This window comes from Streptomyces sp. SBT349 (assembly GCF_001083795.1).
In the GTDB taxonomy this organism is placed as follows: Bacteria; Actinomycetota; Actinomycetes; order Streptomycetales; family Streptomycetaceae; genus Streptomyces.
In genome coordinates this window covers 1-25,478 of the sequence record NZ_LAVK01000014.1, presented here as the reverse complement: position 1 = coordinate 25,478, position 25,478 = coordinate 1, and the positions used below count along the sequence as shown (strand labels likewise).

At 73.9% G+C, this 25,478-nt stretch carries 29 protein-coding genes; 8 read left to right on the top strand and 21 right to left on the bottom strand.

Translation table 11 applies throughout. From position 1 onward, the window contains the following. The first annotated feature begins 126 nt into the window (after positions 1-126). On the top strand, positions 127-735 hold the full coding sequence (locus ADY01_RS03365; protein ID WP_049565151.1) for a TetR/AcrR family transcriptional regulator: 609 nt from the start codon (positions 127-129) through the stop codon (positions 733-735). A 79-nt stretch (positions 736-814) separates the two neighbouring features. Here ADY01_RS03365 and ADY01_RS03360 read toward each other — a convergent pair whose 3' ends face one another. Beyond that, positions 815-1,639, bottom strand: a complete 825-nt coding sequence (locus tag ADY01_RS03360) for a MerR family transcriptional regulator (protein WP_049565149.1) — start codon at positions 1,637-1,639, stop codon at positions 815-817. A 138-nt stretch (positions 1,640-1,777) separates the two neighbouring features. Between ADY01_RS03360 and ADY01_RS03355 the strand changes: the two genes are divergently transcribed. Continuing rightward, positions 1,778-2,305, top strand: coding sequence for an SMI1/KNR4 family protein (locus tag ADY01_RS03355; protein ID WP_049565148.1), 528 nt, complete (start codon positions 1,778-1,780; stop codon positions 2,303-2,305). Between the two features lie 32 nt (positions 2,306-2,337). On the opposite strand, the gene ADY01_RS03350 is transcribed toward ADY01_RS03355, so the two are convergent. Beyond that, positions 2,338-3,354 carry a peptidylglycine alpha-amidating monooxygenase gene (locus tag ADY01_RS03350; protein ID WP_049565145.1) on the bottom strand — a complete coding sequence of 339 codons (1,017 nt, stop codon included), beginning with the start codon at positions 3,352-3,354 and terminating at the stop codon, positions 2,338-2,340. A 223-nt stretch (positions 3,355-3,577) separates the two neighbouring features. Here ADY01_RS03350 and ADY01_RS03345 point away from each other — a divergent pair, with 223 nt between their 5' ends. Continuing rightward, the gene (locus tag ADY01_RS03345) at positions 3,578-3,763 is read left to right on the top strand and encodes a hypothetical protein (protein WP_049565143.1); all 186 of its coding nucleotides are present in this window, start codon (positions 3,578-3,580) and stop codon (positions 3,761-3,763) included. Positions 3,764-3,821: 58 nt separating this feature from the next. Here the strand turns inward: ADY01_RS03345 and ADY01_RS03340 are convergent, their stop codons facing one another. Together ADY01_RS03340 and treY are read right to left on the bottom strand one after the other, a co-directional pair. Further along, positions 3,822-4,895 carry a carboxylate-amine ligase gene (locus tag ADY01_RS03340; protein WP_078899957.1) on the bottom strand — a complete coding sequence of 358 codons (1,074 nt, stop codon included), beginning with the start codon at positions 4,893-4,895 and terminating at the stop codon, positions 3,822-3,824. A gap of 99 nt (positions 4,896-4,994) precedes the next feature. Next, entirely contained in the window at positions 4,995-7,406 is a 2,412-nt protein-coding gene (gene treY / locus ADY01_RS03335; RefSeq protein WP_049565140.1) for a malto-oligosyltrehalose synthase, read from the bottom strand. A 120-nt stretch (positions 7,407-7,526) separates the two neighbouring features. On the opposite strand from treY, the gene ADY01_RS03330 reads away from it, so the two are divergent. Next, a complete protein-coding gene (locus ADY01_RS03330) occupies positions 7,527-8,756 on the top strand; it encodes an SAV2148 family HEPN domain-containing protein (protein ID WP_049565197.1) in 1,230 nt (409 codons plus the stop codon). Between the two features lie 155 nt (positions 8,757-8,911). Continuing rightward, positions 8,912-9,910, top strand: coding sequence for an NAD-dependent epimerase/dehydratase family protein (locus ADY01_RS03325; RefSeq protein ID WP_049565138.1), 999 nt, complete (start codon positions 8,912-8,914; stop codon positions 9,908-9,910). A 37-nt stretch (positions 9,911-9,947) separates the two neighbouring features. Here ADY01_RS03325 and ADY01_RS03320 read toward each other — a convergent pair whose 3' ends face one another. Beyond that, the gene (locus tag ADY01_RS03320; protein WP_049565136.1) at positions 9,948-10,349 is read right to left on the bottom strand and encodes a rhodanese-like domain-containing protein; all 402 of its coding nucleotides are present in this window, start codon (positions 10,347-10,349) and stop codon (positions 9,948-9,950) included. After that, entirely contained in the window at positions 10,346-10,813 is a 468-nt protein-coding gene (locus ADY01_RS03315; protein ID WP_049565134.1) for a cysteine dioxygenase, read from the bottom strand. Before ADY01_RS03315 ends, ADY01_RS03320 begins: the two co-directional genes overlap by 4 nt. Positions 10,814-11,057: 244 nt before the next feature. On the opposite strand from ADY01_RS03315, the gene ADY01_RS41725 reads away from it, so the two are divergent. From ADY01_RS41725 to ADY01_RS03310, 3 genes are all read left to right on the top strand, one after another. Further along, a complete protein-coding gene (locus tag ADY01_RS41725) occupies positions 11,058-11,162 on the top strand; it encodes a putative leader peptide (RefSeq protein WP_420715566.1) in 105 nt (34 codons plus the stop codon). A 180-nt stretch (positions 11,163-11,342) separates the two neighbouring features. Beyond that, positions 11,343-11,486: a hypothetical protein gene (locus ADY01_RS38835; protein ID WP_159000926.1), complete on the top strand. Its 144-nt coding sequence runs from the start codon at positions 11,343-11,345 to the stop codon at positions 11,484-11,486. After that, positions 11,483-12,019: a winged helix-turn-helix domain-containing protein gene (locus ADY01_RS03310; RefSeq protein WP_234320038.1), complete on the top strand. Its 537-nt coding sequence runs from the start codon at positions 11,483-11,485 to the stop codon at positions 12,017-12,019. The genes ADY01_RS38835 and ADY01_RS03310 overlap by 4 nt, the downstream gene beginning before the upstream one ends. Before the next feature lie 42 nt (positions 12,020-12,061). Here the strand turns inward: ADY01_RS03310 and ADY01_RS03305 are convergent, their stop codons facing one another. From ADY01_RS03305 to ADY01_RS03240, 15 genes are all read right to left on the bottom strand, one after another. Beyond that, positions 12,062-12,850 (bottom strand): sirohydrochlorin chelatase, encoded by a 789-nt coding sequence (locus ADY01_RS03305; RefSeq protein ID WP_049565131.1) that lies wholly within the window; start codon positions 12,848-12,850, stop codon positions 12,062-12,064. Next, a complete protein-coding gene (locus ADY01_RS03300) occupies positions 12,847-13,746 on the bottom strand; it encodes an ABC transporter permease (protein ID WP_049565128.1) in 900 nt (299 codons plus the stop codon). Before ADY01_RS03300 ends, ADY01_RS03305 begins: the two co-directional genes overlap by 4 nt. Beyond that, the gene (locus tag ADY01_RS03295) at positions 13,733-14,527 is read right to left on the bottom strand and encodes an ABC transporter ATP-binding protein (protein ID WP_049565126.1); all 795 of its coding nucleotides are present in this window, start codon (positions 14,525-14,527) and stop codon (positions 13,733-13,735) included. Before ADY01_RS03295 ends, ADY01_RS03300 begins: the two co-directional genes overlap by 14 nt. A 37-nt stretch (positions 14,528-14,564) precedes the next feature. Continuing rightward, a complete protein-coding gene (locus ADY01_RS03290) occupies positions 14,565-15,707 on the bottom strand; it encodes an ABC transporter substrate-binding protein (RefSeq protein WP_049565124.1) in 1,143 nt (380 codons plus the stop codon). A 167-nt stretch (positions 15,708-15,874) separates the two neighbouring features. Next, positions 15,875-17,227 (bottom strand): sulfate adenylyltransferase subunit 1, encoded by a 1,353-nt coding sequence (locus ADY01_RS03285; RefSeq protein WP_049565122.1) that lies wholly within the window; start codon positions 17,225-17,227, stop codon positions 15,875-15,877. Next, on the bottom strand, positions 17,227-18,168 hold the full coding sequence (gene cysD, locus ADY01_RS03280) for a sulfate adenylyltransferase subunit CysD (RefSeq protein ID WP_049565120.1): 942 nt from the start codon (positions 18,166-18,168) through the stop codon (positions 17,227-17,229). The genes ADY01_RS03285 and cysD overlap by 1 nt, the downstream gene beginning before the upstream one ends. Positions 18,169-18,266: 98 nt before the next feature. Continuing rightward, complete coding sequence (gene cysC / locus ADY01_RS03275) at positions 18,267-18,833, bottom strand: adenylyl-sulfate kinase (RefSeq protein WP_049565116.1); 567 nt, start codon at positions 18,831-18,833, stop codon at positions 18,267-18,269. A 28-nt stretch (positions 18,834-18,861) separates the two neighbouring features. Then, positions 18,862-19,593, bottom strand: a complete 732-nt coding sequence (locus ADY01_RS03270; protein WP_049565113.1) for a phosphoadenylyl-sulfate reductase — start codon at positions 19,591-19,593, stop codon at positions 18,862-18,864. A gap of 34 nt (positions 19,594-19,627) precedes the next feature. Beyond that, positions 19,628-19,825, bottom strand: a complete 198-nt coding sequence (locus ADY01_RS03265) for a hypothetical protein (RefSeq protein ID WP_049565111.1) — start codon at positions 19,823-19,825, stop codon at positions 19,628-19,630. Next, positions 19,822-21,534 carry a nitrite/sulfite reductase gene (locus ADY01_RS03260; protein ID WP_049565109.1) on the bottom strand — a complete coding sequence of 571 codons (1,713 nt, stop codon included), beginning with the start codon at positions 21,532-21,534 and terminating at the stop codon, positions 19,822-19,824. The genes ADY01_RS03265 and ADY01_RS03260 overlap by 4 nt, the downstream gene beginning before the upstream one ends. A 163-nt stretch (positions 21,535-21,697) precedes the next feature. Continuing rightward, positions 21,698-21,781 carry a putative leader peptide gene (locus tag ADY01_RS41720; RefSeq protein WP_420715567.1) on the bottom strand — a complete coding sequence of 28 codons (84 nt, stop codon included), beginning with the start codon at positions 21,779-21,781 and terminating at the stop codon, positions 21,698-21,700. A 92-nt stretch (positions 21,782-21,873) separates the two neighbouring features. After that, positions 21,874-22,467 (bottom strand): GNAT family N-acetyltransferase, encoded by a 594-nt coding sequence (locus tag ADY01_RS03255; protein WP_049565107.1) that lies wholly within the window; start codon positions 22,465-22,467, stop codon positions 21,874-21,876. 125 nt (positions 22,468-22,592) lie between these two features. Continuing rightward, positions 22,593-23,048, bottom strand: coding sequence for a hypothetical protein (locus ADY01_RS03250; RefSeq protein ID WP_049565103.1), 456 nt, complete (start codon positions 23,046-23,048; stop codon positions 22,593-22,595). Continuing rightward, entirely contained in the window at positions 23,048-23,692 is a 645-nt protein-coding gene (locus ADY01_RS03245) for a hypothetical protein (RefSeq protein WP_199826151.1), read from the bottom strand. The genes ADY01_RS03250 and ADY01_RS03245 overlap by 1 nt, the downstream gene beginning before the upstream one ends. Before the next feature lie 83 nt (positions 23,693-23,775). Beyond that, positions 23,776-25,428, bottom strand: a complete 1,653-nt coding sequence (locus ADY01_RS03240; RefSeq protein ID WP_049565101.1) for an acyl-CoA dehydrogenase family protein — start codon at positions 25,426-25,428, stop codon at positions 23,776-23,778. Positions 25,429-25,478: the final 50 nt, after the last annotated feature.

Sequence of the window (25,478 nt, the reverse complement as noted above, 5' to 3'; positions counted from 1 at the left end):
GCTGCTCGGTGACGGATGGGGGTGGCCCCGGAGGGCCGTGGTGACGGACGGCCACACTGGACCGTCTGGTCCAACAGTGCGACGGGGAATCTGGACTGTCAAGTCCAGTCGGGTTACGCTCGGGGCATGAGCGCGCTGACCGCCAGGGGAGCCGCCACGCGGCGGAGGATCGTCGAGGGCGCGGCCGTTCTGGTGCGCGAGCGCGGCGTGGCGAACGTGAGCCTGGACGACGTCCGCGCGGCGACCTCGACCAGCAAGAGCCAGCTCTTCCACTACTTCCCGGACGGCAAGTCCGACCTGCTGCTGGCCGTGGCCGAGTACGAGGCGGACCAGGTGCTGGAGGACCAGCAGCCGATGCTGGGCGAGCTGACCACGTGGGGCGCCTGGGAGGCGTGGCGGGAGCGGGTGATCGAGAAGTACGACGCCCAGCGGGAGACGTGCCCGCTGTCCGCGCTCACCGCCCAGCTCGGGCGGGCGGATCCGTCCACGCGACGCGTGATCAGCGACCTGTACGAGCGCTGGCACGGACACCTCGCGGCGGGGGTGCGGGCCCTGCGGGAGCGCGGGGAGATCCCCCGGGAGGCCGATCCGGACCAGGCCGCCACCGCCGTGCTGACGGCGCTGGCCGGCGGCGTCGCGATCCTCCAGGCGACGGGGCGCCTCAGCTATCTGGAGGTCGCGCTGAGCGAGGCGCTCGCGGCACTGCGCCGCGCCGGCGCGCACGCGGTCGCGTGACGACCGCCCACCCCGCCACCTCGCCACCCCGTGAACGCCCCGGCCACCGGTGCCGGTGGCCGGGGCGTCCGCCGGAGGGCTACGGCCTGGTCACCGGCGACTGGAGCTCGGTCACCCACGCGTCGAGGTCCTCGGGGCACTCCAGCGAGACCTCGCGGGGGTAGCCGTGCGCCTGGTAGCCGTTGAGCTCGATCCAGTGGGCCAGGGTCTGGACCGTCGGGAGGACCGTCTCCATGGCGCCGCGGTGGACGATCGTGGCCGCCTCCCCGATCGGGGGCAGGTCCACGATCCGCAGGTCGCCGTCCTCGGCGAGCGGGGCCGCGACCTCGATCGTCGCGTGGACGGTGATCGCGCCGCCGCCCTCGGGGGCGTCCTCGTAGCAGGCGATGCCGGGGCCCGTCCCGGCGACGCCCGCCGCCTTCATGCGCTCCAGCAGCTCGGCGAAGAGCGGCTGGATGACGGGGCCGATGTCCTCGGGCTCGAAGCTCGCGGCGGTGGCGGTCAGCCGGGCGACCCGGGTGGCCGGGACGCTCTTGAGGACGACGTCGTTCGTGGGCATGTGCCCCTCGCTCTCGATCGACCGGAGCCTCGCCTCGACCTGGACCAGTCGCGCGGCCGACGCGGTCATCGTGGCCTCCAGCTCCGCCTGCCGCAGCCGCAGCATGCCGCGCAGCTCCTCCGTTCCGACCCGCTCGTCCAGGATGTCGCGGACCTGACGGAGGGTGAAGCCGAGATCCTTGAGCGCGATCAGGCGGTTGAGGCGGGCGAGTTGGGCGGCGGTGTAGTGGCGGTAGCCCGTGACGGGATCGACATGGGCCGGGCGCAGCAGTCCGGTGGCGTCGTAGTGGCGCAGCATCCGGACCGAGACGCGGCCGTGCCGGGCGAAGTCTCCGATGGTGAACATGATGTCTCCGAGTTCAGCGCCTGACACGGTGCGAGGGTCAAGCCCGGGGCGCGAGCCGGGGCCGGGCACGGCCGCGCTGTCAGTGGCGGCGTGGATGATGCTCCTGGTGGACGACCGCGACGCGTGGGGTGATGACTCGTGGCATCGGGACTGGACAAGTTGAAGGCGTGGCTGGGGGAGCCCGAGCACTGGGGGCGGGCGCGGCCCCGGCTCTGGGAGGCGTCGGAGCGCTATCTGGGGGTCCGGCTTCCCTCGGACTACAAGGCGTTCCTCGATCTCTACGGGCCGGGCGCGGTCGACGGGTACCTGTCGCTGCACCGGCCGACGGGGACGGCGCGGGCGGAGCAGGAGCGGCTGTGGTCCTGCGAGACCTGGCGGCGGGCGCGGCGCAGCGCTCCCGGCCTCTTCCCCTACCCCTTCCACCCCGAGGAGGGCGGCCTGATCGCCTGGGGGTACGACGAGCACGGCGGCAGCTACTTCTTCCTGGCGCGCGAGCCGGACCCGGACCAGTGGGGCATCGTGGCCGCGGGCGAGGAGGGGGAGTGGTACGAGACGGCCGGGACGTTCACCGACTTCCTCGTCCGCTGCTTCGAACGGAGGGACCGGCCACCGTTCATGGACCTCTCCTGGCCCCGCCCGCACGCGCGCTACGAGTCCCACGCGTGAGCGGCCCGGCCCGCGCCGCGCCCGGCCCGCGTTCAGCCGCGCACGCGGCGCCACTTGCGGAGGCTGACCATCTCGCGCGGTGGCGTCTCCTTGCTGCCGACCTCCACATAGGAGACCTCGGCGGCGTAGACGCTCCCCTCGGAGTCCACGGCGACGCTGTGCAGCCAGTTGAACCGGTCGGGGGCCTCGCCCGGCAGGTCGGCGCCGATCCTGGCCACCCTGCGGCCCTCGCGGTCGTAGACCTGGATCTTGTGGCCGAGGTTGGGCACGCCGTGCTGGACGGGCGGCGGGCCCTGCTCGGCGACGTAGACGTTGGTGTCCTCGCCCCGGCCCGCGCAGACGGCGACGGCCTTGTGCGCGTGCCAGGCCGTCCTGAAGGCGCCGTCGAGGGAGAAGACCTGCACCCGGTGGTTCTCGCGGTCGCAGACGATCACCGCGTCCTCGCCGAACATGGCGACGTTGTGCGGCAGGCTGAACTGGCCGGGGTCCGTGCCGGGTTCGCCCCACGAGGTGAGGGGGGCGCCGGTCGCGTCATAGCGGTGGACCCGCGAGTTCCGGTAGCCGTCCGAGACGAAGATGTCGCCGGTGACCGGCGAGACCGCCACGTCGGTGGGGCGGTTGAAGGGCTCGCCGCTCTGGAAGCCGCTCGGCCTGCCGGTCCCGAGGGTGAGGAGCGTGGTGCCGCGCCGGTCGGTCTTGGTGATCGTGTTCCCGACGTCGTCCACCAGCCAGAGGTTGTCCTCGTGGTCGACGGTGATGGCGTGCGCGCGGGTGAAGCGGCAGCCCTTCCAGCGCGGCATCATGTTCCCGTACGGGTCCTCGAACAGCTCGGTCCCGTGGAACGGGGTCTCGTTCCCCCACATGTCGACCACGTTCCCGTCCCGGTCGAAGACCAGGACCGGCATGTTGCCGCGGTTGAAGACGTAGACCCGGTCCTGCGAGTCGACGGCCACGGAGGTGGCCTCCCTGAGCCATATCCCGTGCGGGATCCTGGCCCAGAACGGCACCGGTTCGTACACGGTCTCGCTGGTCGCGGGTCCGACAGCCATGCGTGTCCCTCCCAGGGGCGTGGAGGCCCGGCATCGTAACCCGGGCGCCGGGAGCGCGTCGCGCCTCCTCCGCACCACCACGCGCCGGTGCGGGGGCCGGTGTGCGGGGCAGACTCGGGGACGGAGGAGGCGATCATGACCCACGACGAGGTGAACGGGCACGATCTGGCGGGAGAGGAGATCGTGGCGCTCCCCGAGCCCGAGGAGGACGACGAGGACAGCGATGGCCGGTAACGCGGTCGACCCGGCGGAGCCGCCGCGCGCGGTGGACATGATCCTTCGGTCCCTGCCGGACCGGCAGCCGATGTCCCGCTGGTGCGGCAAGCACCCCAGGGGACGGACGGCGCGCGTGCTGCGGGCCGCCTGGGTGTGCCGCGACTGCGTCCGCGAGGAGGCCCGCCGGGCGTGAACCCGGCCGCGGGGGAGGGGGCGTGGGCCGCGCGGCGCGCGGCGCGAGGACCGGCCGCTCAGGCGGCCGTTCTCCCGGTCGCCTCGCGGATCACGGCGGTGGGGCCGCCCCGGTGGAACGTGGCGCGCTGCCGGTCGGCGCCGGTGCCCTCGGTCAGGAGGCGGCGCACGCCCTCCCGCACCATCGCCAGATCGCCGAAGTCCTTCAGCGCGGGCGCGACATGCGCCACCAGCTCCTCGACGACCTCCCGGGCCGGTGCCGGCCGGTGGGTGTCCGGCCGCAGCAGCGACCCGCCGAGCCCCGAGCGGCTGGCGCGCCAGGCCGCGAGCCGGAGCTGTGCCGTTCCCACCTCGGGCGCCGGGTGGCCGTCGTGCCAGGCGCGGGAGGCCGTCTCGACCAGGCCCCGCACGAGGGCCGCGAGCAGCACCGTGTCCCGCGGATCCTGGCACACGTCGCAGATCCGCGTCTCGACCGTCGGGTGCCGCGCCGAGAGCCGCGCGTCGAAGTAGACCATCCCCCGGTCCAGCAGGGTCCCGGTGGCGAGGAGCGCCGCCACGGCGCGGTGATAGCCCTCGGCCGAGCCGAACGCCTCCGGGGGCCCGGCGCTCGGCCAGCGGCCCCAGACCTGGTAGCGGTAGCCGGCGTAGTCGGTGTCCCGGCCCTGCCAGAGCGGCGAGTTGGTGCTGAGGGCGAGCAGCGGCGCCAGCCAGGGGCGTATCCGGTCGAGCACCGCCACCCCCTCCTCGTCCGACTCGACGGCGACGTGGACGTGGCAGCCGCAGGTCAGCTGCTCCTGCGCGGTGAGGCCGAACTCCCTGGCCATCCGCCGGTACCGCCCCTCCGGGGTGAGCCGGGGCGAGATGGGCAGCGGGGAGGTGGCGAGCGCGGCGACGCGGGCGCCCTGGGGGCGGGCGAGGTCGGCCGCGCGCCGGCGCCACAGCCGCACCTCCTTCGCCAGCTCGGCCAGGGTGGCGCAGGGCGTGGTGTTGGTCTCCAGTTGCTGCTGCTGCAACTCGGCGACGACCTCGTCCGAGGGCGGCCCGTCGGCCAGCGCCGCGCCCGCCACGGCGCGCGGCTCGGCGGTCGCCTCGTCCACCAGCAGCAGTTCCTCTTCGACACCCACGGTCCTCAGCACGCGGGACGGGTACCCCGCGGCCCGCCCCGGACACCGGTCGCGCCGCCCCGCCCAGGAACGCGCGCGTCACCGGGCCGCCCCCGACGGGGGATGCCCTCAGTCCTCCCGCACCAGCAGCGCGACCGGGGTGGCCCCGAGCAGCTGCGTCAGGCGCGCCTTCCCGCTCGCGATGTGGCCGGTCAGCAGGTCGTGCCAGGTGCCGGGAGGCAGCGGCAGGTGGGTGGCCTCCCAGCCGCCGGAGGCGGCCAGCCGGCGCGACAGGCGGGTGACCGCGGGGACGGCCCGGCCCGAGCGGACGAACGCCAGGCAGTGGTCGGCCGCGGGCCCCTCCGCGCGCAGGGGCTCGTAGTCCGCCAGCTCGCCGAACCACTCGGGCTCGTCCCGCCGCAGCCGCAGCGCGGTCGCCGTCAGCCGCAGCTTCTCGGTGGCCAGGTCGTAGCCGGTGGTCAACGCGTCGTCCAGGGCCGCCAGTTGGGCGATCGGCAGCTGCGGCAGGCGCCGGTTGTCCGGGTCCACCAGGGCCAGATAGTGCCGCTCGGTGCCCCGGTAGACGTCCGGCACCCCCGGCATCGTCAGATGGAGCAGGGCCGTGCCCAGGATGTTCGCCCTGGCCTGCGGCGCCAGCTCGCGCGCGAACTCCGTGAGCGGATACAGCGGCGGCCCGCAGGGACCGGCGAGCACAAAGCGTTCGAGCGCCGCCTCGTACGGCCCGTCCTGCTCCGTCCAGTTGGTGTGCAGCCCCGTCTCCCGCACCGTCTTCAGCATCGTCGACAGCAGCCGCTCCCGGTCGGGGAACCCCAGCGCGAACGCCGTCTGCCACGTCGTCCACGCCAGATGCGGATCGGGGGCCCGCACCCCGGCGCGCGCCGTCTCCTCCGTCAGCCGCGTCACCAACTCGGCCCAGCCGTGCGGGTGCTCGCTCAGCGTCGCGATGGTCGCCCGCACATCGCCGCTGCGCTTGGTGTCGTGCGTCGACAGCACCGTCCCCGTCAGCGGCCAGTGCCGCTGCACCCGGGCGCAGAAGGAGTGGAACGCGGCGGGCGGCAGCGCCGGTTCCCCCGGATCCCCGCCCACCTCGGCCGCCGACAGCAGCGGCGCGTACCGGTAACAGGCCGTGTCCTCGACGGCCTTGGCGCGCAGCGCGGAGGACACCTGGGCGAAGCGGACGCGGAAGTCCGTCAGATCCTCGCCCTCGCCGAAGCGGCCGAGCGCCAGCTCCCGCACCGTGTCCACCGCCGTCGCCTCCGCCGGCACCGCGAACCTGGTGCGCGCCCCGTCCGCCGCCGTGACCAGCATCGCCTCGTCGACCGGCGACGGCGGCGCGTCCCCGGTGACATAGGGCCGGTAGACCGGCAGCCGCACCAGCAGCTCGATCAGCGCGGAACGCAGCGCCCACGGCGCGTGGTCGCGCAGCCTCAGCTCGGGGACCACCGCGCAGACCCGGACCGCCGCGCGGGTGAGCCGTTCGTTCTCCGCCGCCAGCTCGTGCGTGATCATCTTGTACGCGGCGCGCCGCACCGTCGCCGTCCACTCGCCGCCGAGGTCCGGCGGCGCTCCGGTGAACGCCCGGTAGTGCTCGGTCAGTTCGGCCGCGCCCTCCGGGTCGGTGAACATCGCGTCGATGTACCGCAGCGCGTCGTACCCCGTCGTCCCCGCGACCGGCCAGGCCGTGGGCAGCCGCTCGCCCGAGCCGAGGATCTTCTCGGCCGCGATCCACGCCCCGCCCGTCCGCCGGTGCAGGCGCTCCAGATACCCGCCCGGGTCGGCGAGCCCGTCCGGGTGGTCGATCCGCAGCCCGTCGACCACCCCCTCCTCCAGCAGGCGCAGCACCGTCGCGTGGGTCGCCTCGAAGACCTCGGGGATCTCGACCCGCACCCCGATCAGCTCGGAGATGGCGAAAAACCGACGGTAGTTCAGCTCCGTCCGGCCCAGCCGCCACCAGGCCAGCCGGTAGTGCTGCTCGTCCAGCAGCTCGGGCAGCGGCAGTTCCTCGGTGCCGGGCCGCAGCGGAAAGGTCCGGTCGGCGTAGCGCAGCGTGCCCTCCTCCACCGAGAGGCGGTCGAGCTCCTCGCCCAGCGGCCCGCCCAGCACCGGCAGCAGCACCCGGCCGCCGCCCGCGGCCCAGTCGATGTCGAACCAGTCCGCCCGCTCCGCCGTGGGACCGTCCCGCAGCACCTCCCAGAGCGGTGCGTTGAGCTCCATGCGGCCCGGCACCGCCATGTGGTTGGGCACGATGTCCAGCACCAGCCCGAGCCCTCGCTCCCCGGCCGCCGCCGCCAGCCGCCGCAGCCCCTCCTCGCCGCCCAGTTCCGCCCTGACCGCCGTGTGATCGGTCACGTCGTAGCCGTGCGCGGAGCCGGGCACGGCTTCGAGCACCGGCGACAGATGCAGGTGGGAAACGCCCAGCGACGCCGCGTACGGCACGATCTCCTCGGCCGCGGAGAACGGGAAGTCCGGCTGGAGCTGAAGCCGGTAGGTAGACGTGGGCGTGCGGCGCGCTGGCGTCATGGAAACCCTCTGCCCCGACGACCGTGCGGACAAGCGCAGTTGATTCCCGAGTGTGCTGCACGCGCGGCGGGCTCCGCAGTAGGCTTCCTTGATCCATCAGCGGGGCGGAAGGCGGTGCAGGTGAGCTCTTCGGGGCTGGAGCTGCCCTCGGGAAACGGGGGTGAGACAGCCGAGGCGCAGGCCGGTGCCGTCCCGGTGCCGCGCCCGGTGGAGATCGGAGCCGACCTGGAGTGGACCGCCCAGGACTGGTCCGAGGTCAGCACCCGGGTGGAACGGGCGGGCCGCGCGTACGTCTGGCTGAACCTGGTGGAGCAGCGGCTGCGGTCCGTGGTGGCCGCGGTGCTGCGCCCGGTGTACGAGCCGGTGCACGGCGCGGAGTGGGAGATCGCGGCCGCCGGGCCGACCGGGCAGGAGTGGGTGCAGCGCGCCGCGGCGCTGCGCGAGGTCAGCCGCCGCAAGGGGCATCTGATCGATCCTGCCGATGACACGGTGCTCGCCTTCCTCACCCTCCCGCAACTGCGTGAACTCATGGTGCAGCACTGGCCGTGCTTTGCGCCGTATTTGGACAACCGCCGCGAGGTCGAGCTGACCCTGGACGAGCTGGAGGTGGCCCGCAGCGCCGTCAGCCGCAACCGCGGCATGAGCCGCGCCGTGCTGGAGCAGGCCGAACGCGGCTGCGCCCGGCTGCTGCGGCTGCTGGACTCCGGCGCCCCGCCGTCCGCGGGGCGGCTCCCGGCCGACGCCGTGGAGCGGCTGGTGGGGGACAGGTTCACCGATGTGGCGGGGGTCCATCCGGACCGGGTGCGCCTCCAGCGGCAGCTGCCCGCCGAGGACCTGTTCTCCGGCGCGGGCCGCCTCGACGCCGTGGGCATAGCCCTCGGCCTCCTCGTGCAGAACTTCCCCGGCCGCCGCCTGGTCCGCCTCGCCGACAGCGGCTGCCGCTTCCGGCTCCTCTTCCTCAACCCGGCCAGCGGTGCGACGAGGCGCCGCGAGCGTGAACTCGGCCTCAAGCGGGGTGAGTTGGGCCGCTCCGTGGAGACCAACATCCTCCACACCCGCCGGGTCCGCAGCCGGGTCCGCGACGCCGAGGCGTTCGAGATCCGCGTCTCCGACGACACCCCCCGCTTCAGCGCCTACTTCGTGGACGCCCACACCCCCGGCGGCGTCGCCGTCGTGCAGTCCTACCTCAGGCGCAGCCGCGGCATGGAGACCCCCGCGATGGTGCTGCGCCGGGGCGGCCGGGAGATAGTGCAGCGGAACGACCCCACCCTGGACGGCGAGCTCAGCCTGTACGAGACCTACCGCGAGGAGTTCGAGTGGGCGTGGGAGCACTCCCGGCCCGTCTCCTGAGCGCGGTCCTCGGCAGAGGGACCAGGCCGCCACGGACGCGAGCAGGCCGTACCTCCGCGGGCGGGGCCCGATTACGCCCTCGGCGAATTCGCTGAGAGCGACGAGGACTTCTCCGGCCCGCGGAGCGCGGGGACCCTGGGCGCATGAGTGGGCGCATGAGTGGCACATCACTGCTGATCCTCGGCGGCACGACGTTCGCGGGCCGGGCCGTCGCCGAAGAGGCCCTGGCCCGCGGCTGGTCCGTCACCGCCTTCAACCGGGGCCGCGCCGCCGCACCCCCGGGCGTGGTCCCGCTGGTCGGCGACCGGACCGAGGAGGGCGGCCTCGCGGCGCTGGCCGAGGGGGCGTGGGACCTCGTCGTGGACACCTGGAGCGACGCGCCGCGGGCGGTGCGGGACGCCGCCGGGCTCCTCGCCGGCCGGGCCGGGCACTTCACCTATGTCTCCAGCCGGTCGGTCTACCGCTGGCCGATCCCGGCCGGGGCGACGGAGGACGCCCCGGTGGTGGACGCCTCGCCCGACGCGGACGTCACGGAGTACGCGGCCGACAAGCGGGGCGGGGAGCTGGCGGCCGAGGCCGCCTTCGGCGCGGACCGGTCGCTGTTCGTGCGCTGCGGCCTCATCCTGGGGCCGCACGAGAACGTCGGGCGGCTGCCGTGGTGGCTGGCCAGGATCGCCCGCGGCGGTCCCGTGCTGGCCCCGGGCCCGCCCGGCCTGCCGCTCCAGTACGTCGACGTCCGCGACCTGGCGCGCTGGATCCTGGACGCGGCGGAACGTGGCCTGGCCGGGCCCTACGACCTCGTCAGCGCGTCGGGGCACACCACGATGGGGGAGCTCCTCGACGCGTGCGTGGACGTCACCGGCTCGGACGCGGAGCTCAGGTGGACCGATCCCGAGACGATCCTGGCCGCGGGGATCGCGCCCTGGACCGAGCTGCCCATCTGGACCTCCCCCGGCGAGTTCCACGCGTCGCTGCACCGTTCCGACGTCTCCAGGGCGCTGGCCTCGGGACTGCGGTGCCGTCCCGTCGCCGAGACCGTCGCCGACACCTGGGCGTGGATCCGGGGCCTTGGCGGGGACCTTCCCGACGTCCCGGAGCGCGGCGCGCTCGGGCTGGCGGCGGAGAGGGAGGCCGAGGTGCTGGGGCGGGGCTGAGGCCGCCGGGGGCCCGGACGTCCCCACCGCGCCCGGCTCAGCCGGGGGCGTTCCCCGGCCGGGCGGGGGGCGTGACCGGGAGGCCCGCGGCGCGCCACGCCTGGAAGCCGCCGGTCAGGTCCGTCGCGCGGCGCAGGCCGATCGCGCGCAGGGAGGCCGCGGCCAGCGAGGAGGCGTAGCCCTCGTCGCAGAAGACGATCCACCGCACGTCCCGCCCCTTCGCCTCGGGGACGGACGCCCCGCTCTCCGGGTCGCAGCGCCACTCCAGGTGGTTGCGCTCGATGACGAGCGCGCCGGGGATCGTTCCGCTCGCCTCGCGCTGGAACGCCGGGCGGGTGTCCACCAGGACCGCCCCCTCCTCGGCCGCGGCCCGCGCCTCGTGCGGGCCGAGCCGGTCCAGGCCGCTCCGCGCCTCGACCAGGTACGTGTCGATGCTCACTCGTCCACCGCCTCCGTGCGCAGCAGGCTCAGGCCGCCGTCCGCGGCCCAGCCGTAGTAGTTCTGGGCCGTCAGCGCGGGCGCGTAGGCGTGGATGCTGACGGCGGGCTCGGTGCCCCGGTTGGTCACCTCGTGAATGTACCGGGGGCCGAACGGCCGGACCGCGCCGGTCTCCAGGCGCCTGGTCGTCGGCTCGGGCGAGGCGAAGGACCGCTCGCTCAGCGCCCCCCTGACCACGGTGAACGAGCCGGAGGAGCCGCCGTGGTCGTGGATCTCCGTTCCCTGGCCGGGCAGCCAGGTCAGCAGCCACACCTCGTGGTCGGCCGTCCGCTCCAGGCGGCGGTAGAAGCGCTCCGACCGCGTGAACCGGACCAGGGGCTCCCAGAGTTCACGGCGGGCGGCGAAGGAACGTGCGGTCCCGGCGAGTTGGGCGGGGGTGACGACGGCGGGGGAGGGCGCGGGCATGAGGGTCCTCGATACGTGTCGGTGAGCGGGGCGAAGCGGGAGTCATCACCGCGCCCGCGACCGAGAGGCACCGGGCGAGCGCGGCCGTCAGAAACGGCCGCGGCAACAGAGCGCGCTGGCAACGCGGACGAGGTCCACGTGCCATCGCGAGAAGAAGCGCTTGCTGGTTGCCATGGTGATCATAGATAGCCGGTCGAAGCCATAAAGGTCAACCGGGGAATGCACGTCTTGACGGTCAAGGGAAGTGCTGTCATGCTCACATATCGTGAGCCAGGCTGATTTCCTCGTTGTGCGCCTGCACGTCGATCTCCGACGGCAGGCCAGCGCCATCTGTGCCGCCGGTCTCTGACCCGCGCCCCAGCCGAAGCACTCCCGTATTCCCCGCGCCCATCGGCGTGTTGACCCCCTCCGTATTCCCGGACTCGCCGCACCTGTCGTGCCGTGAAGGTCCTGCGGGAGGAATTCGGCTGCCGTTTCCCCCGGACACGGCCGTAACCCGGCACAGACAATGCGGAAAGGCAGCTCCAGCATGACCACAACCGGCTTCGACATCTCCCGGGTCGGTGGGCGCGTCGGCGCCCGGATCACCGGCGTGGACATATCCCGCGATCCCGATCCCGCCGTCGTCCCAGAAATCGACTCGGCCCCGACCGAGCACAAGGCCGCCGCGTGATCCCCTCCCAGAGGACCTCCCAGTGGAAGGAGTCGGCCCTGTCGACCATGCGGCACCTCGCAGCCCTGCCCGACCTGACCGACGTGACCGTGACGCTCGTCCCGCAGGCGGCGGCGGGCACCGCCGACAGCGCCGTGCCGCTGGTCGGATACCTGGTGCTCGCCCCGGCCGGGACGCAGCTCACCCAGCTCGGCGAACTGCTCTCGGCGGCCCCGCCGGTGCCGGAGCCCACGCCCGCGCGGCCCGCCATCGCGGTGGACGCCGACGAGCGCACCGCCACCGTGGACGGGAAGCACCTGAGGCTGACCTACCTGGAGTTCGAGCTGCTGGCCCACCTGGTGCGGCACCCGCACCGGGTCTACACCCGGGAGCAGCTGGTCGCCACGATCTGGGGCTACGGCCCCGTCGGGGACCAGCGGACGGTGGACGTGCACATCGCCAGGCTGCGCCGCAAGCTGGGCGCCGCCTACCGCGAGCGCATCGTGACCGTCCGCCGGGTGGGCTACAAGTACGTGCCCCCGCACGGCGGCTGACACGCACGCCGGGCGGGCGGCCACCACGGCCGCCCGGCCCGGTCAGCCGGCGAGCAGCGCGGGCCGCCGCGCCCCGGCCGCCGCCGCCGCGTAGCGCCGCAGCAGCAGCCGGGCGAGCTCGGGCGCGGCGCCGAGGACCGGGGCGACGACGTCGGCCCCGGCCTCGGCCGCGCCCGACTCGATGCGGTCGGGCAGCCGGCCGGGCGCGATGACACAGGGTGCCACGGCCACCCTCGCGAAGCCGTCCGCGCGCAGCGCGCGGACGGCCTCAGCCGTCGTGGGCGCCACCGCCGAGGCGAACGCGGTCCGCACCGCGCCCCACCCCCCGGAGCGCCGCCAGCGGCGCGCGAGGGCGCCGATGGCGGCGAGCGCCTCGGGGTCCGAGGTCCCGGCCGAGGCCAGTATCACGCCGGTGGCCGCCCGGTCCGCCGCGTCGAGCCCCGCGCCCGCCTCACCCAGCCGCCGTTCCAGGGCGGCGAGCACCAGCGGCCCAGGACCGAGAACGTCCGCCTGGTGGATGGTCAGTCCCGGCATGCGGACTCGCTGTTCGGCGAGCACGGCCGGGATGTCCTGCCGGGCGTGGAAGGCGCGGCTCAGCAGCAGCGGGAGCGCGACGACGCGCCGTTCCCCCTCCGCGTACAGCCGGGAGAGGGCCTGGTCCACGCCCGGCACCGTGAAGTCCAGGAAGCCGGTGGCCACCCGCGGCCCGGGTGCCAGGCGCCGCACCCGCGCGGTGAGCGCGGACACGGTCGCCGCGTGCCGCGGATCGCGGCTGCCGTGCGCCACGATCAGCAGCGCGGGCGGCCGGGCCCCGGCCGGTGGCCGGGTCACGAGACACGCGCCAGCAGCCCGCGGCCGCGCAGCACCCGGCGTTCGAGCGGGGAGAAGAACAGCAGGTCGATCGCGACGCCGACGACCAGGATCAGGATGATCGTGGCCAGGACGCCCGACATGTTCTGCATGGTCCGGTAGCCGTCCATCAGCTGGCCGAGCCCGGTGCCCAGGCTGGGCGACTGGACGATCAGCTCCGCGGCCATCAGCGACCGCCAGGAGAACGCCCAGCCCTGCTTGAGCCCCGCCAGGTACCCGGGCAGCGCCGCCGGGAGCAGGATGTGGCGGACGCTGGTCAGGCCCCGCGCGCCGAGCATCCGGCCGGCCCGCAGGTACAGCGGCGGGATCTGGTCCACGCCCGAGACGATCCCGTTGGCGATGGACGGCACGGCGCCCAGCAGCACCACCGCGTAGATGGTGCCGTTGGTCAGGCCGAACCAGATGATCGCCGCCGGGACCCAGGCGATCGACGGCAGCGACTGGAGCCCGGTCAGGATCGGCCCGATGGCCGCCCGCACCACCTTGATCCGCGCCACCACCAGACCCAGCGGGGTGCCGATCGCGACCGCGATCACGAAGCCGAGGACGCCGCGCGAGACGCTGGTCCAGATGTACTCGAACAGGGTGCCCTCCCGCCACATCCGGTCGAACTCGTCCCACACGTCCAGCGGGCTCGGCAGCGAGTAGTCCTTCTGGACGTCGGACCAGTACGCGATCTGCCACACCAGCAGGACCAGGGCGATCGCCACGACGGGCGGCAGGACCTTGGTCACCAGGATGCGGCCGACGGGCAGCCGTTCGGGGGCGGCGGTGGTCTCCAGCGCGTCGAGCCCCGCCTCCAGACCGGCGAGGTCGGTGGAACGCTCGCGGCCGGGCCGCGTCTCACTGCTGGCCATGACGGCGGATCTCCTCCCTGAGCCGTTCGGTGATCTCCACGGAGAGCGCGGAGACCTCGGCGTCCTCGATGCGGCGCGGCTGCTCGATGTCCACCCGCCACTCGTGCGCGATCCGCCCCGGCCGCGACGTCAGCAGGATGACCCGCTGCGCCAGGCGGACGGCCTCGCGCACGTTGTGCGTGACGAAGAGGACCGAGACACCCGTCTCGTTCCAGATGCGGGTCAGCTCCTCGTGGAGCACGTCCCGCGTGATGGCGTCGAGCGCGGCGAACGGCTCGTCCATCAGCAGCAGTTGGCTGTCCTGGGCCAGCGCCCTCGCCAGCGCGACGCGCTGGCGCATGCCGCCGGACAGCTCGTGGACCCGCTTGTCGTGGGCCCCGGACAGCCGCACCAGCGTCAGCAGCCGGTCGGCCTCCTCGCGGCGCTCCGCCTTCGGCACGCCGCGCAGCCGCAGCGCCAGCTCGATGTTCCTGCCCGCGGTCAGCCACGGGAAGAGCGCGTGGTCCTGGAACATCAGGGCGGGGCGCCCGCCCGGCACCGAGATGGCGCCGGCGGACGCCGCGTCGAGCCCGGCCGTCAGGTTGAGCAGGGTGGACTTCCCGCAGCCCGAGGCGCCCAGCAGGGTGACGAACTCGCCCGGCGCGACGTCCAGGCTGATGTCGTCGAGCACCAGCTGCTGCTTGCCGGGGCGGCCGAACGACTTCGAGACACGGTCGAGGCGGACGGCGAACGGGGAGCCGGTGCCGTCCTCGCTGTCGGGCTTGCTGAGAGCTATGGCCATCGGTGTCGCCTCCTGGGCGGGCCGGGAAGGGGAACCGTCACTCGACGCCGAGACCGGCGTCATCGGTGATCTCCGGCAGACCCTCTTCCGCCAGCACCCGGTTGAGGATGGACAGGTCGTAGATGCCCGTCAGGTCGGTCTCCTCCAGCAGCCCGGCGGTCACCGCGTGCTCCGCGCCGGTCCGGAGGGTCGCCGCCAGCGGGTCGTCGAGGAACTCGACGTTTTCGAAGGCCGGGTCGAGGATCTCCGGGGGCAGCTCGCTGCCGCCGGGGAGGGAGGCCAGTTCCGAGTTGAACCGCTCCTTGGCCTCGTCCCGGTTCTCGTTGATCCACGCGTTGGTCCGCACCACGCCCCGGACGACGGCCTCGACCACGTCCTCGTGCTCGGCCAGGAAGTCCTGCGAGGCGATCAGGTGGGTGACGACGAACCGGCCGTCCTCCCACAGCTCGCCCTCGTCGAGCAGCGTCTCGGCGCCTCGGCTGACCAGGTTCGCCGCGGTGGGCTCGGGGACCCACGCGCCGTCGATGTCGCCGTTGTCGAACGCGGCGGGGATCTCGGCGTTCGGGATGCGGAACACCTCGACGTCGCCCGTGCCGTCCTGCGCGTCGACCTCGTACCCCTCCTCGGCGAGGTAGTTGAGCAGGGCGACGTCCTGCGTATTGCCCAGCTGGGGGGTGGCGATCCGCGCGCCCGCCAGGTCGTCAAGGCCGGACACCGCCTCCGGGTCGGCCACCAGCGAGGCGCCGCCCGAGGCCGCGCCGGAGACGACCCGCAGGCTCTCGCCGCCGGACTGCGCCCAGCCGTTGATCGCCGGGTTCGGACCGATGAACGTCAGGTCGAGGTCGCCCGAGTTCAGCGCCTCGATCGCGGAGGGGCCCGCGTTGAAGATCTGCGTGGTGACCTCGGTGCCACCCAGCTGCTCGGTGATCGGACCGCCGTCCTGGAGGCCGACCACGGCCGTGGCGTGGGTGATGTTCGCGAAGTAGCCGATGCTGACCTCGTCGGCGGACAGCGCCTCGCCGCCCGCGCTCTCGTCGCCCGAGGGCGCGGGGTCCCCCTCGTTCCCGGAGTCGGAGCCGTAGCCGCAGGCGGCGACGGCGGTCAGCAGCAGGGGGAGGACGACGGCGGTGGCGCGCAGGCGGCGCGGTCGTCTCAGGACGGGCGTGCGGGAGGCGGTCACGGTGATTCGGGTCCTCTCGGGGCGGAACGGGCAAGCGGCGAACGGAACGGACGGGGGGCGAGGTCAGCCCGCACAAGGCCCCATGCCGCCGTAGCCGCTGCCGCGTGCGCCGCTGCCTATGCGCCCGCCCTCCTTGGCGAACGTGGCGTACACGCCGCCGGTCGCCGTCAGAAGTCCCACGCGTCCGCCTCCGGTTCCGCGGGCGCCGCGGCCCCCGCGAAGGCGTCGCCCACCATCCCCGCGGTCAGCGTGGCGCCGTCCGCGGGGTCGATGAGCAGGAAGGAGCCGGTGGTGCGGGAGTCCGCGTAGGCGTCCATCGCCAGCGGTTCCGAGGTGCGGACGACCACCCGGCCGATGTCGTTGGCCACCAGTTCCCCCGGTTCCCGGTGCAGGGAGAGGTCGGCCAGCGTCAGCCGGGAGGGGATCTCCTTGACCAGGGCCTTGACCGTGCGGGTGGCGTGCTTGAGCAGCACGCGCGCGCCGGGGGTCAGCGGCCGGTCGTGGAGGTGGCACACGGTCGCGGTGATGTCCCGCGTCGGACGTGCCGAGCCGTCGGCCGGGGCGATCAGGTCACCCCGCGAGATGTCCAGGTCGTCGGCGAGGGTGAGGGTCACCGACTGCGGGGCCCAGGCCACGTCGAGGGACTGGCCGAGCGCGTCGATCCGCTCGATCGTGCTGGTGCGCCCCGAGGGCTGGACCACCACGCGCTGCCCGACGCGCAGCACCCCGGAGGAGATCTGCCCGGCGTAGCCGCGGAAGTCGCGGTGCTCGGGCGTGCCGGGACGGATGACGTACTGCACCGGGAAGCGGGCCGGGTCCTCGGTCGGGTCGTGCGTGACCGGGACGCTCTCCAGGTGCTCCAGCACGGTCGGGCCGCCGTACCAGTCCATGGCGGGCGAGGCCGTCACCACGTTGTCCCCGGCCAGCGCCGAGATGGGGATGGCGGTGACCTCGGGGATGCCGAGCGAGGCGGCGTACGCGGTGAACTCCCCCGCGATGCGGGCGAACACGTTCTCGGCGTAGTCGACGAGGTCCATCTTGTTGACGGCGAGGACCACATGGGGGACGCGCAGCAGCGCGGCGACGGCGGCGTGCCTGCGGGTCTGCTCGACCACGCCGTTGCGCGCGTCGACCAGGTTGATGGCCAGCTCGGCCGTCGAGGCGCCGGTCACCATGTTCCGCGTGTACTGCACGTGGCCCGGGGTGTCGGCGAGGATGAAACGCCGCCGCGGCGTGGCGAAGTAGCGGTAGGCGACGTCGATCGTGATGCCCTGCTCGCGCTCGGCCCGCAGGCCGTCGGTGAGCAGCGCCAAATCCACCGACTCCTGGCCGCGGTTGCGCGAGGCCAGCTCGACGGCCTCCAACTGGTCGGCCAGCACGGACTTGGAGTCGTGCAGCAGCCGCCCGACCAGCGTGGACTTGCCGTCGTCCACCGAGCCCGCGGTGGCGAAGCGCAGCAGCGCCGTCGTGTGCGGCGACCCGGCGGGGGCCGGGGCCCCGGGAGCGGTCGCGCCGGTCATCAGAAGTACCCCTCGCGCTTGCGGTCCTCCATGGCGGCCTCGGACAGCCTGTCGTCGGCCCGGGTCGCGCCCCGCTCGGTGAGCCGGGAGGCGGCGATCTCCGCGATGATCTGCTCGATGGTCCCGGCGTCCGAGTCCACCGCCCCGGTGCAGGACATGTCGCCCACCGTGCGGTACCGCACCAGGCGCGCCTCGGCGGACTCGTCGCCCCGCGGGCCGCCCCAGTCCCCGGCGGCCAGCCACATGCCGTCGCGGTGGAAGACCTCGCGCTCGTGGGCGTAGTAGATCTCGGGGATCTCGATCTTCTCGCGGGCGATGTACTGCCAGACGTCGAGCTCGGTCCAGTTGGACAGCGGGAAGACCCGCACGTGCTCGCCCGGCGCGTGGCGCCCGTTGTAGAGGTTCCAGAGCTCGGGCCGCTGGCGGCGCGGGTCCCAGCCGCCGAACTCGTCCCGCAGCGAGAACATCCGCTCCTTGGCGCGCGCCTTCTCCTCGTCGCGCCGGCCCCCGCCGAAGACGGCGTCGAAGCGGTCGCTCTCGATGGCGTGCAGCAGCGGCACGGTCTGGAGCGGGTTGCGCGTGCCGTCGGGGCGCTCGCGCAGCCTGCCGCTGTCGATGAACTCCTGGACGGAGGCGACGTGCAGGCGCAGGGAGTGCAGGGCGACGACGCGGTCCCGGTAGGCGATGACCTCCGGGAAGTTGTGCCCGGTGTCCACGTGCAGCAGGGCGAACGGCAGCGGCGCGGGCGCGAACGCCTTCAGCGCCAGGTGCAGCATGACGATGGAGTCCTTGCCGCCGGAGAAGAGGATCACCGGCCGCTCGAACTCCCCCGCCACCTCGCGGAAGATGTGCACCGCCTCGGACTCCAGCACGTCCAGGTGGGACAGGGCGTAGGGGCTGCCGGTGAGGCCGCCGCCGGCCCGGTGCGCCGTGGTGGTCATGCTGCCTTCCTCTCGTTCGTCGTTCGTCCCCCGGCCGCCCCCGGTGCCTCGTCCCGCGCCCCCCGCGCTGCCCGCGTTTCCCGTGCTCGCGGCGGTGGTCATGCGAGCCCCCGCTCCCGCAGCAGCACGTGGAGCGCCGTCGCCGACTCCTCGACCGTCTGCTCGTGGGCGTTGATCCGCAGGTCGGGGTCGGCCGGGATCTCATAGGGGTCGTCGACCCCCGTCAGCCCGGAGAGCGCGCCGGCCGCCTGCTTGGCGTACAGGCCCTTCACGTCCCGCCGCGAACACACCTCGACGGGCGTGGCCACGTGCACCTCGACATAGGCCGTGCCCGTCGTCTGGTGGCGCTTGCGCACCGCCTCCCGGCTGTCCGCGTAGGGGGCGATCACCGGGACCAGCGCCTTCACGCCGTGCGAGGCGAGCAGTCCGGCGACGAAGCCGACGCGCTGGACGTTGGTGTGCCGGTCCTCGCGGCCGAAGCCGAGCCCGGCGGAGAGGAACTCCCTGATCTCGTCCCCGTCCAGCACCTCGACCCGGTGGCCCTCGCGCGCCAGCCGCCCGGCCAGCGCGCGGGCGATGGTGGTCTTCCCGGCGCTGGGCAGTCCGGTGAGCCAGACCGTGGCGCCCCGCGTCCGGCCCGCGTCACTCGCGCCTGTGCCGTTCATCTCGCGCTTCCTCGTCGTCGGCGTCATCTCAGCCGTGCAATCCGCATTCGGTCTTGCCGAGCCCGGCCCAGCGTCCGGCCCGTGGGTCCTCGCCCGCCGCGACCCGGCGGGTGCAGGGGGCGCAGCCTATGGAGGCGTAGCCGTCCTGGAGGAGCGGATTGGTGAGCACCCCGTGCTCTTCCACATAGGCTTCCACATCGCCCTGGGTCCAGCCGACTATCGGGGCAATCTTCACCTTTTCGCGTGTGGCGTCCCAGGCGACCACGGGGGTGTTCGCGCGGGTCGGCGACTCGTCCCTGCGGACTCCGGTCGCCCACGCGTCGTAGCCTTCGAGGCCGCGCCGGAGCACCTCGACCTTCCGCAGGGCGCAGCACAGGTCGGGGTCGCGGTCGTGCAGCCGGGGGCCGTGGGCGGCGTCCTGCTCGGCGACGGTCGAACGGGGCGTGAGCGTGACGACGTTGACGTCCATGACGGCGGCGACCGCGTCACGGGTGCCGATGGTCTCGGGGAAGTGGTAGCCGGTGTCGAGGAACACCACGTCGATGCCGGGCAGGGCGCGCGAGGCGAGGTGGGCCACGACGGCGTCCTCCATCGAGGAGGTGACGCACAGCCGTCGGCCGAACGTGTCCGCGGCCCAGCGCAGCACGTCGAGCGCGGGGGCGCCCTCGAGGTCGCGGCCGGCGCGCTCGGCGAGCGCGCGCAGCCGCTCCGCCCGGGGGAGGGTCCCCTCCGGGAGGTGCTCTGTGGTGGTGGCGGTCATGGTGCCCTTCCTTGAACGTCGTCAGCGAAGGCCGTCAGCGCGGCTGGGCGTCGTCCCCCTCGGTGGGGCGGACCAGGCCCCTGGCGAGGAGGCCGAGGAACGCGAGGCGGAAGGCGCGGTTGCAGGCCGCGCACTCCCAGGCGCCGGGGCCCTCCTCGTTGGGGCGCAGGTCCTCGTCCCCGCAGTAGGGGCAGTAGAACGGGGCGGCCCGCTCGCCCGCGCCCTCGCTCATGACAGCGACTCCTCGTCGGCCCGCGCCGCCCAGCGGGCGAAGCGCTCGCCCGGCTCGCGCTGCTCCGTGAAGCGGCGCAGGACGCGCTCGACATAGTCGGGGAGCCCGGCGGCGGTCACCTTCAGGCCGCGGACCTTGCGCCCGAATCCCGGTTCGAGGCCCAGGGAGCCGCCGAGGTGCACCTGGTACCCCTCGACCTGCTCGCCCTCCTCGTCCAGGACCAGTTGCCCCTTGAGACCGATGTCCGCGACCTGGATGCGGGCGCAGGAGTTGGAGCAGCCGTTGACGTTGATGGTGAGGGGCTCGTCGAACTCGGGGAGGCGGCGCTCCATCTCCTCGACGAGCGAGGCCGCGCGGCTCTTGGTCTCGACGATGGCGAGCTTGCAGAACTCGATGCCGGTGCAGGCCATGGTCCCGCGCCTGAACGTCGAGGGCGTGGTGGTCAGGTCGAGCGCGGCCAGCCCCTCGGTGAGGGACTCGACCCGCTCCTCCGGCACGTCGAGGATGATCATCTTCTGTTCCACGGTGGTGCGCACGCGCAGCGAGCCGTGGGCCTCGGCCAGGTCGGCGATCTTGGCCAGCGTGCCGCCGTCGACGCGGCCCACGCGGGGGGCGAAGCCGACGTAGTAGCGGCCGTCGCGCTGGCGGTGGACGCCCACATGGTCGCGCCAGTCCTGAACGGGCTTCTCGGGCGCGGGCCCGTCGGCCATGGTCCGCAGCAGGTACTCCCGCTCCAGCACCTCGCGGAACTTCTCGGGGCCCCAGTCGGCGACGAGGAACTTGATCCTGGCCCGGGTCCGCAGCCGCCGGTAGCCGTAGTCGCGGAACACGCCGACGATGCCCTCGTGGACGTCGGCGACCTCCTCCAGCGGCACCCAGGCACCCAGCCGGACACCGATCTTGGGGTTGGTCGACAGGCCGCCGCCGACCCACACGTCGAACCCGGGGCCGCGCTCGGGGTGGTGCACGCCGACGAACGCCACGTCGTTGATCTCGTGGGCCACGTCGAGCAGCGGGGACCCCGAGACGGCGGTCTTGAACTTCCGTGGCAGGTTCGAGTAGGCCTTGTTGCCCACCACGCGCCGGTGGATCTCGTCGATGGCGGGCGTGCCGTCGATGATCTCGTCCTCGGCGATGCCCGCGACCGGCGAGCCCAGGACCACGCGCGGGGTGTCGCCGCACGCCTCGGTGGTGGACAGGCCCACGCCCTCCAGGCGGCGCCAGATCTCCGGCATGTCCTCGATGCGGATCCAGTGGTACTGGACGTTCTGCCGGTCGGTGATGTCCGCGGTGCCGCGCGCGAACTCCTGCGAGATCTCCCCGATGATCCGCAGCTGCGCGGTGGTCAGCCGGCCGCCGTCGATGCGGACGCGGAGCATGAAGTACTCGTCGTCCAGTTCCTCCGGCTCCAGGATCGCCGTCTTGCCGCCGGGGATGCCGGGCCTGCGCTGCGTGTAGAGGCCCCACCAGCGCATGCGCCCGCGCAGGTCCTGGCCGTCGATGGAGGAGAACCCGCGGTGGGCGTAGATGGTCTCGATGCGCGTGCGCACGTTGAGGCCGTCGTCGTCCTTCTTGACCTGCTCGTTGGCGTTCAGCGGCGTGAAGTGTCCCGCCGCCCACTGGCCTTCGCCGCGGTGGCGGCCGGCCTTGCGACGGGACGGGGGAGTGGGCTTCTTCGCGACCGCGGGCTTCTTGGCGGGATCGGACATCGTCGCGGCATCCTTTGTGAACGGCTGCGGGTGCGGGGCAGCAGGGCTCGGACTCCACCCGGTGTGGCGCGCCCGCGACGGCGCGGGGGCAGGGCGGAGTCCTGGTCAGAAGCGGGCGCGCGCCCGCGGGCAGGGGAGGCTGAGGAGGCTCAGGCGGAGGTGCTCAGCATGCCGGACAGATGGCGCTGGACATGCGGCCAAGATCGACATGGCGCCGACTCACCAGGGCGATTCCAGCTTGAGGCATGACGGCAGCGTGGCACGCGGTGACCCGCGCGTCCACCGTTATCCGACATGTGGACAGTAGAGTCCCAGTATATGATACAGGTGATCCGGCGGTCACTGTCGGTCGTGAGCCCCCGGCCAGGGGCCGGGAGCCTCGGCCGCCGGCTCGTCCTCCACCGTCGTGTCGAACAGCCGGAAGCCGCGGCGCCGGTAGTTCGCCAGCGCGTGCGGGCCGTCCTTGGTGCAGGTGTGCACCCACACCCGCCGGGTCGCCGCCCGGCCCCGCCAGCGTTCCCCCAGGTCCCAGGCGCGCTCCGTTCCGAAGGAGAGGAGATGGCCCCCCAGGCCCCGGCCGCGGAAGGCGGGCAGCAGACCGAAGTAGCTGATCTCCACGGTGCCCTCGTCGTGCCCGTCGAGCTCGACGAAGCCGGCGGGCGTGCCCCGTTCGTAGGCCACCCAGGTCTCGACGCCGGGGCGCGCGAGGAACGCCAGCCACCGCGCGTGGTCCCAGGGCAGCCGGTCGGTCCAGGTGACGTCGCCGCCCACGGCCGTATACAGGAAGCGGCTGAACTCGGGGCTCGGCACCCCGGACCGCACCGGCGCGGGCAGCGGGGGCGCCTCCGGCGCGCGCACGGCGGGGGAGAGGTCGCCGGGCGAGGTCTGCTCCAGCCACCAGGTCGTCACGCGGACCGTCGGTGCACCGTTCACCTGGCCATTCCACCACGCCCCCTCACCCGGACGGGCGACGGCCCCGGGCGACGGCCCCGGGAGGCACGCACTCCCGGGGCCGTCTCGTGGGGGGACGGTTGGTCCTCGTCGGACTCCGGCTCCCGTCAGACGCCGAGCAGCCGCTCCACCAGGTCGCGGTAGTCGAGCAGCAGCACCCGCTGCCGTTCGGTGTCCGCCTCCCGGTGCTGCCAGGCGGCGCGCAGCTCGCGCCTCCTGGCGCCCAGCGCCTCGGTCAGCTGTGCCACGGTCTCCTCCACGAGGAAGTCCGCGTCGGTCAGCGACCGTTCCGGGCCGTCGACGAAGCCGACGACCGCCCGCTGGAAGCCCGTGTTCAGCCGCTCGGCCTGGTCCGGCGGGAAGAGCGGCCCGTTCGTCCTGACCGCGGGCGCCGACTCGGCCGTGGTGGCCGGGAGCGGCGCGGCCCCGATCGCCGGGGCCTCCTCGGGGACCGGCGGGGCGGTGCCGGCCCCGGCCGGGAGGTCCGGGCCGTCACCGGCCCGCTCGGTGGCCCCCGCTTTGGTGTCCGGCCCGGGGTGTGACGCCGTGCGCGGTCCCTCCATCACACGCCGCCCTTCGTGGTGGTGGCGCCGTGCCGCTGCCGGTCGCCGGTCCGCGGCCAGCGCACGTGGATCCCGCGCCGCTGCGCCGGACCCTGCTCCCCGCCCTCCCGCGGCCCCGCGGTCAGCACCTCGTGGAAGAGGTCCCTGGCCCGGAGCAGGGCCTCGCGCAACTCCTCGGTCCCGGTGCCGCCGGTGCTGGCCGTGGCCGCGAGCCCGTGCAGCGAGCGGTAGGCGTCGACATGGCGCGGGTGGTGCACGGAGACCGCCGCCACCTGGTCGTCATACGCCGCCGACGGGTATCCGCGGTCGTGCAGGAGATGCGTCAGCAGGTGGTCGGCCTCGGCCATGGCGTGGGCCGGGGACTCCACGAACTGCTCCTGGACGCGCGTCCACTTGGCCTCGTACTGCTCCCGCTCACCGGTCGTGAGCCGTCGCGCCCGCAGGCGCCCGTGCTGCCGCAGGCGTTCGGAGAGCTCCTTCTTGGCCGCCTTGACATCCCCGTCGTGCCGCGCCACGGTCCGCTCGTACTCCGGGCCGAAACGGCGCTGGAGCCTGCCGTTCCCCGGTCCGACGGTCGGCAGCGCGAGCACGCCCACGATGGCGACGACGACCAGGGCTACAACGATGATCATTACGGTTGACATGACTTCCCTTTCGCAGAGGAACTGCTCCCGCGGGTTGTCATGACTTCGCGTAACCCGAAGCCCCGAGCCCAAACCTGCCGCGGCTAGGCCTCGTTCACCGGCCGTGCCCGTTCGACGAGCGCGCCGAGATCGCCCCCCCCCGGCAGCGTGCCGAACGCCCCGCCGCCCTCGCCGCCCAGGCGCGACGCGCAGAACGCGTCCGCCACCGCGGGCGGCGCGTACCGCACCAGCAGCGTGCCCTGGAGCACCAGCGCCAGCCGCTCCACCAGGCGCCGGGCGCGCGCCTCGATGCCCTCCAGGTCGGACATCTCCGTCAGCAGGTCCTTGACGGCCGCGTCCAGCCGGTGGTCGGCGCCCGACGCCCGGCCCACCTCGGCGAGGAACGCGTTGAGCGCGCCCGGCTCCCGTTGCAGCGCGCGCAGCACGTCCAGCGCCTGCACATTGCCCGAGCCCTCCCAGATGGAGTTGAGCGGCGACTCGCGCAGCAGCCGCGGCATGCCCGACTCCTCGACATAGCCGTTGCCGCCCAGACACTCCAGGGCCTCCGCCACCACCGGCACGCACCGCTTGGTCACCCAGTACTTCGCCGCCGGCACCGCGAGCCGCAGCAGGTGCCGCTCCTGCGCGCTGCCCGCCGCCGCGGCGTCGGCCGCCGCCGCGAGCCGCATCGTCAGCGCGGTCGCGGCCTCCGACTCCAGCGCCAGGTCGGCCAGCACGTTCCGCATCAGGGGCTTGTCGATCAGCTTCCCGCCGAACGCCTCCCGCCCCGCCGCGTGGTGGGCCGCCTGGGCCACCGCCTGGCGCATGATCGCCGCCGAGCCCGCCACGCAGTCCAGGCGCGTGGCGCTGACCATCTCGATGATGGTCGCCACCCCGCGCCCCTCCTCGCCGACCCGCCACGCGACGGTGGTCCCGTCGAACTCCACCTCGGACGAGGCGTTCGACCGGTTCCCCAGCTTGTCCTTGAGCCGCTGGACGAGGAACGTGTTCCGCGCGCCGTCCGGCAGCACCCGCGGCAGCAGAAAGCACGTCAGGCCGCCCGGCGCCTGGGCCAGCACCAGGAACGCGTCCGACATCGGCGCCGAGCAGAACCACTTGTGGCCCGTCAGCGCGTAGGCGCCCGGCTCGGCCAGCGGCTCGGCGCGCGTGGTGTTGGCCCGCACGTCCGAGCCGCCCTGCTTCTCCGTCATCCCCATCCCGGCCAGCACCCCGGCCTTCTCGCGCGCGGGCCGCAGCGCCGGGTCGTAGGCCCGTGACGTCAGCAACGGCTCCCACACGGCGGCCAGTTCCGGCTGAGCGCGCAGCGCGGGCACGGCCGAGTGCGTCATCGACACCGGGCAGCCGTGCCCCGCCTCCACCTGCGTCCACACCAGGAACCCGGCGGTCCGGCGCAGTTGCCCGTGCGGGCGCGACCAGGCGTCGGTCAGCCCGGCCGAGACCGCGTGGCCGAGCAGCCGGTGCCAGGACGGGTGGAAGTCCACCTCGTCGACGCGGTTCCCGTAACGGTCGTGGGTGCGCAGCACCGGCGGGTTCGCGTTGGCCTGGGCGCCCCACTCCTGCGCCTCGGCCGAGCCCGCCGCCCGCCCGAGCGCGCTCAGTTCGGCCGTCGCCTCCTCGGCCACCTCCGCGCCGATGTGCCGGGCGAACGCCTCGGAGAGGGCCGCGTCCCGGCCGAAGACGTCGTACCCCACCAGGGGGGTGGCCTGATTGGTCACGGAGTGAGTGCTGCGCGTCATGCCGCAACGGTAGGCCGCTCCCCGCCGCCCCGCGCCGGCGCCGTCCCCCC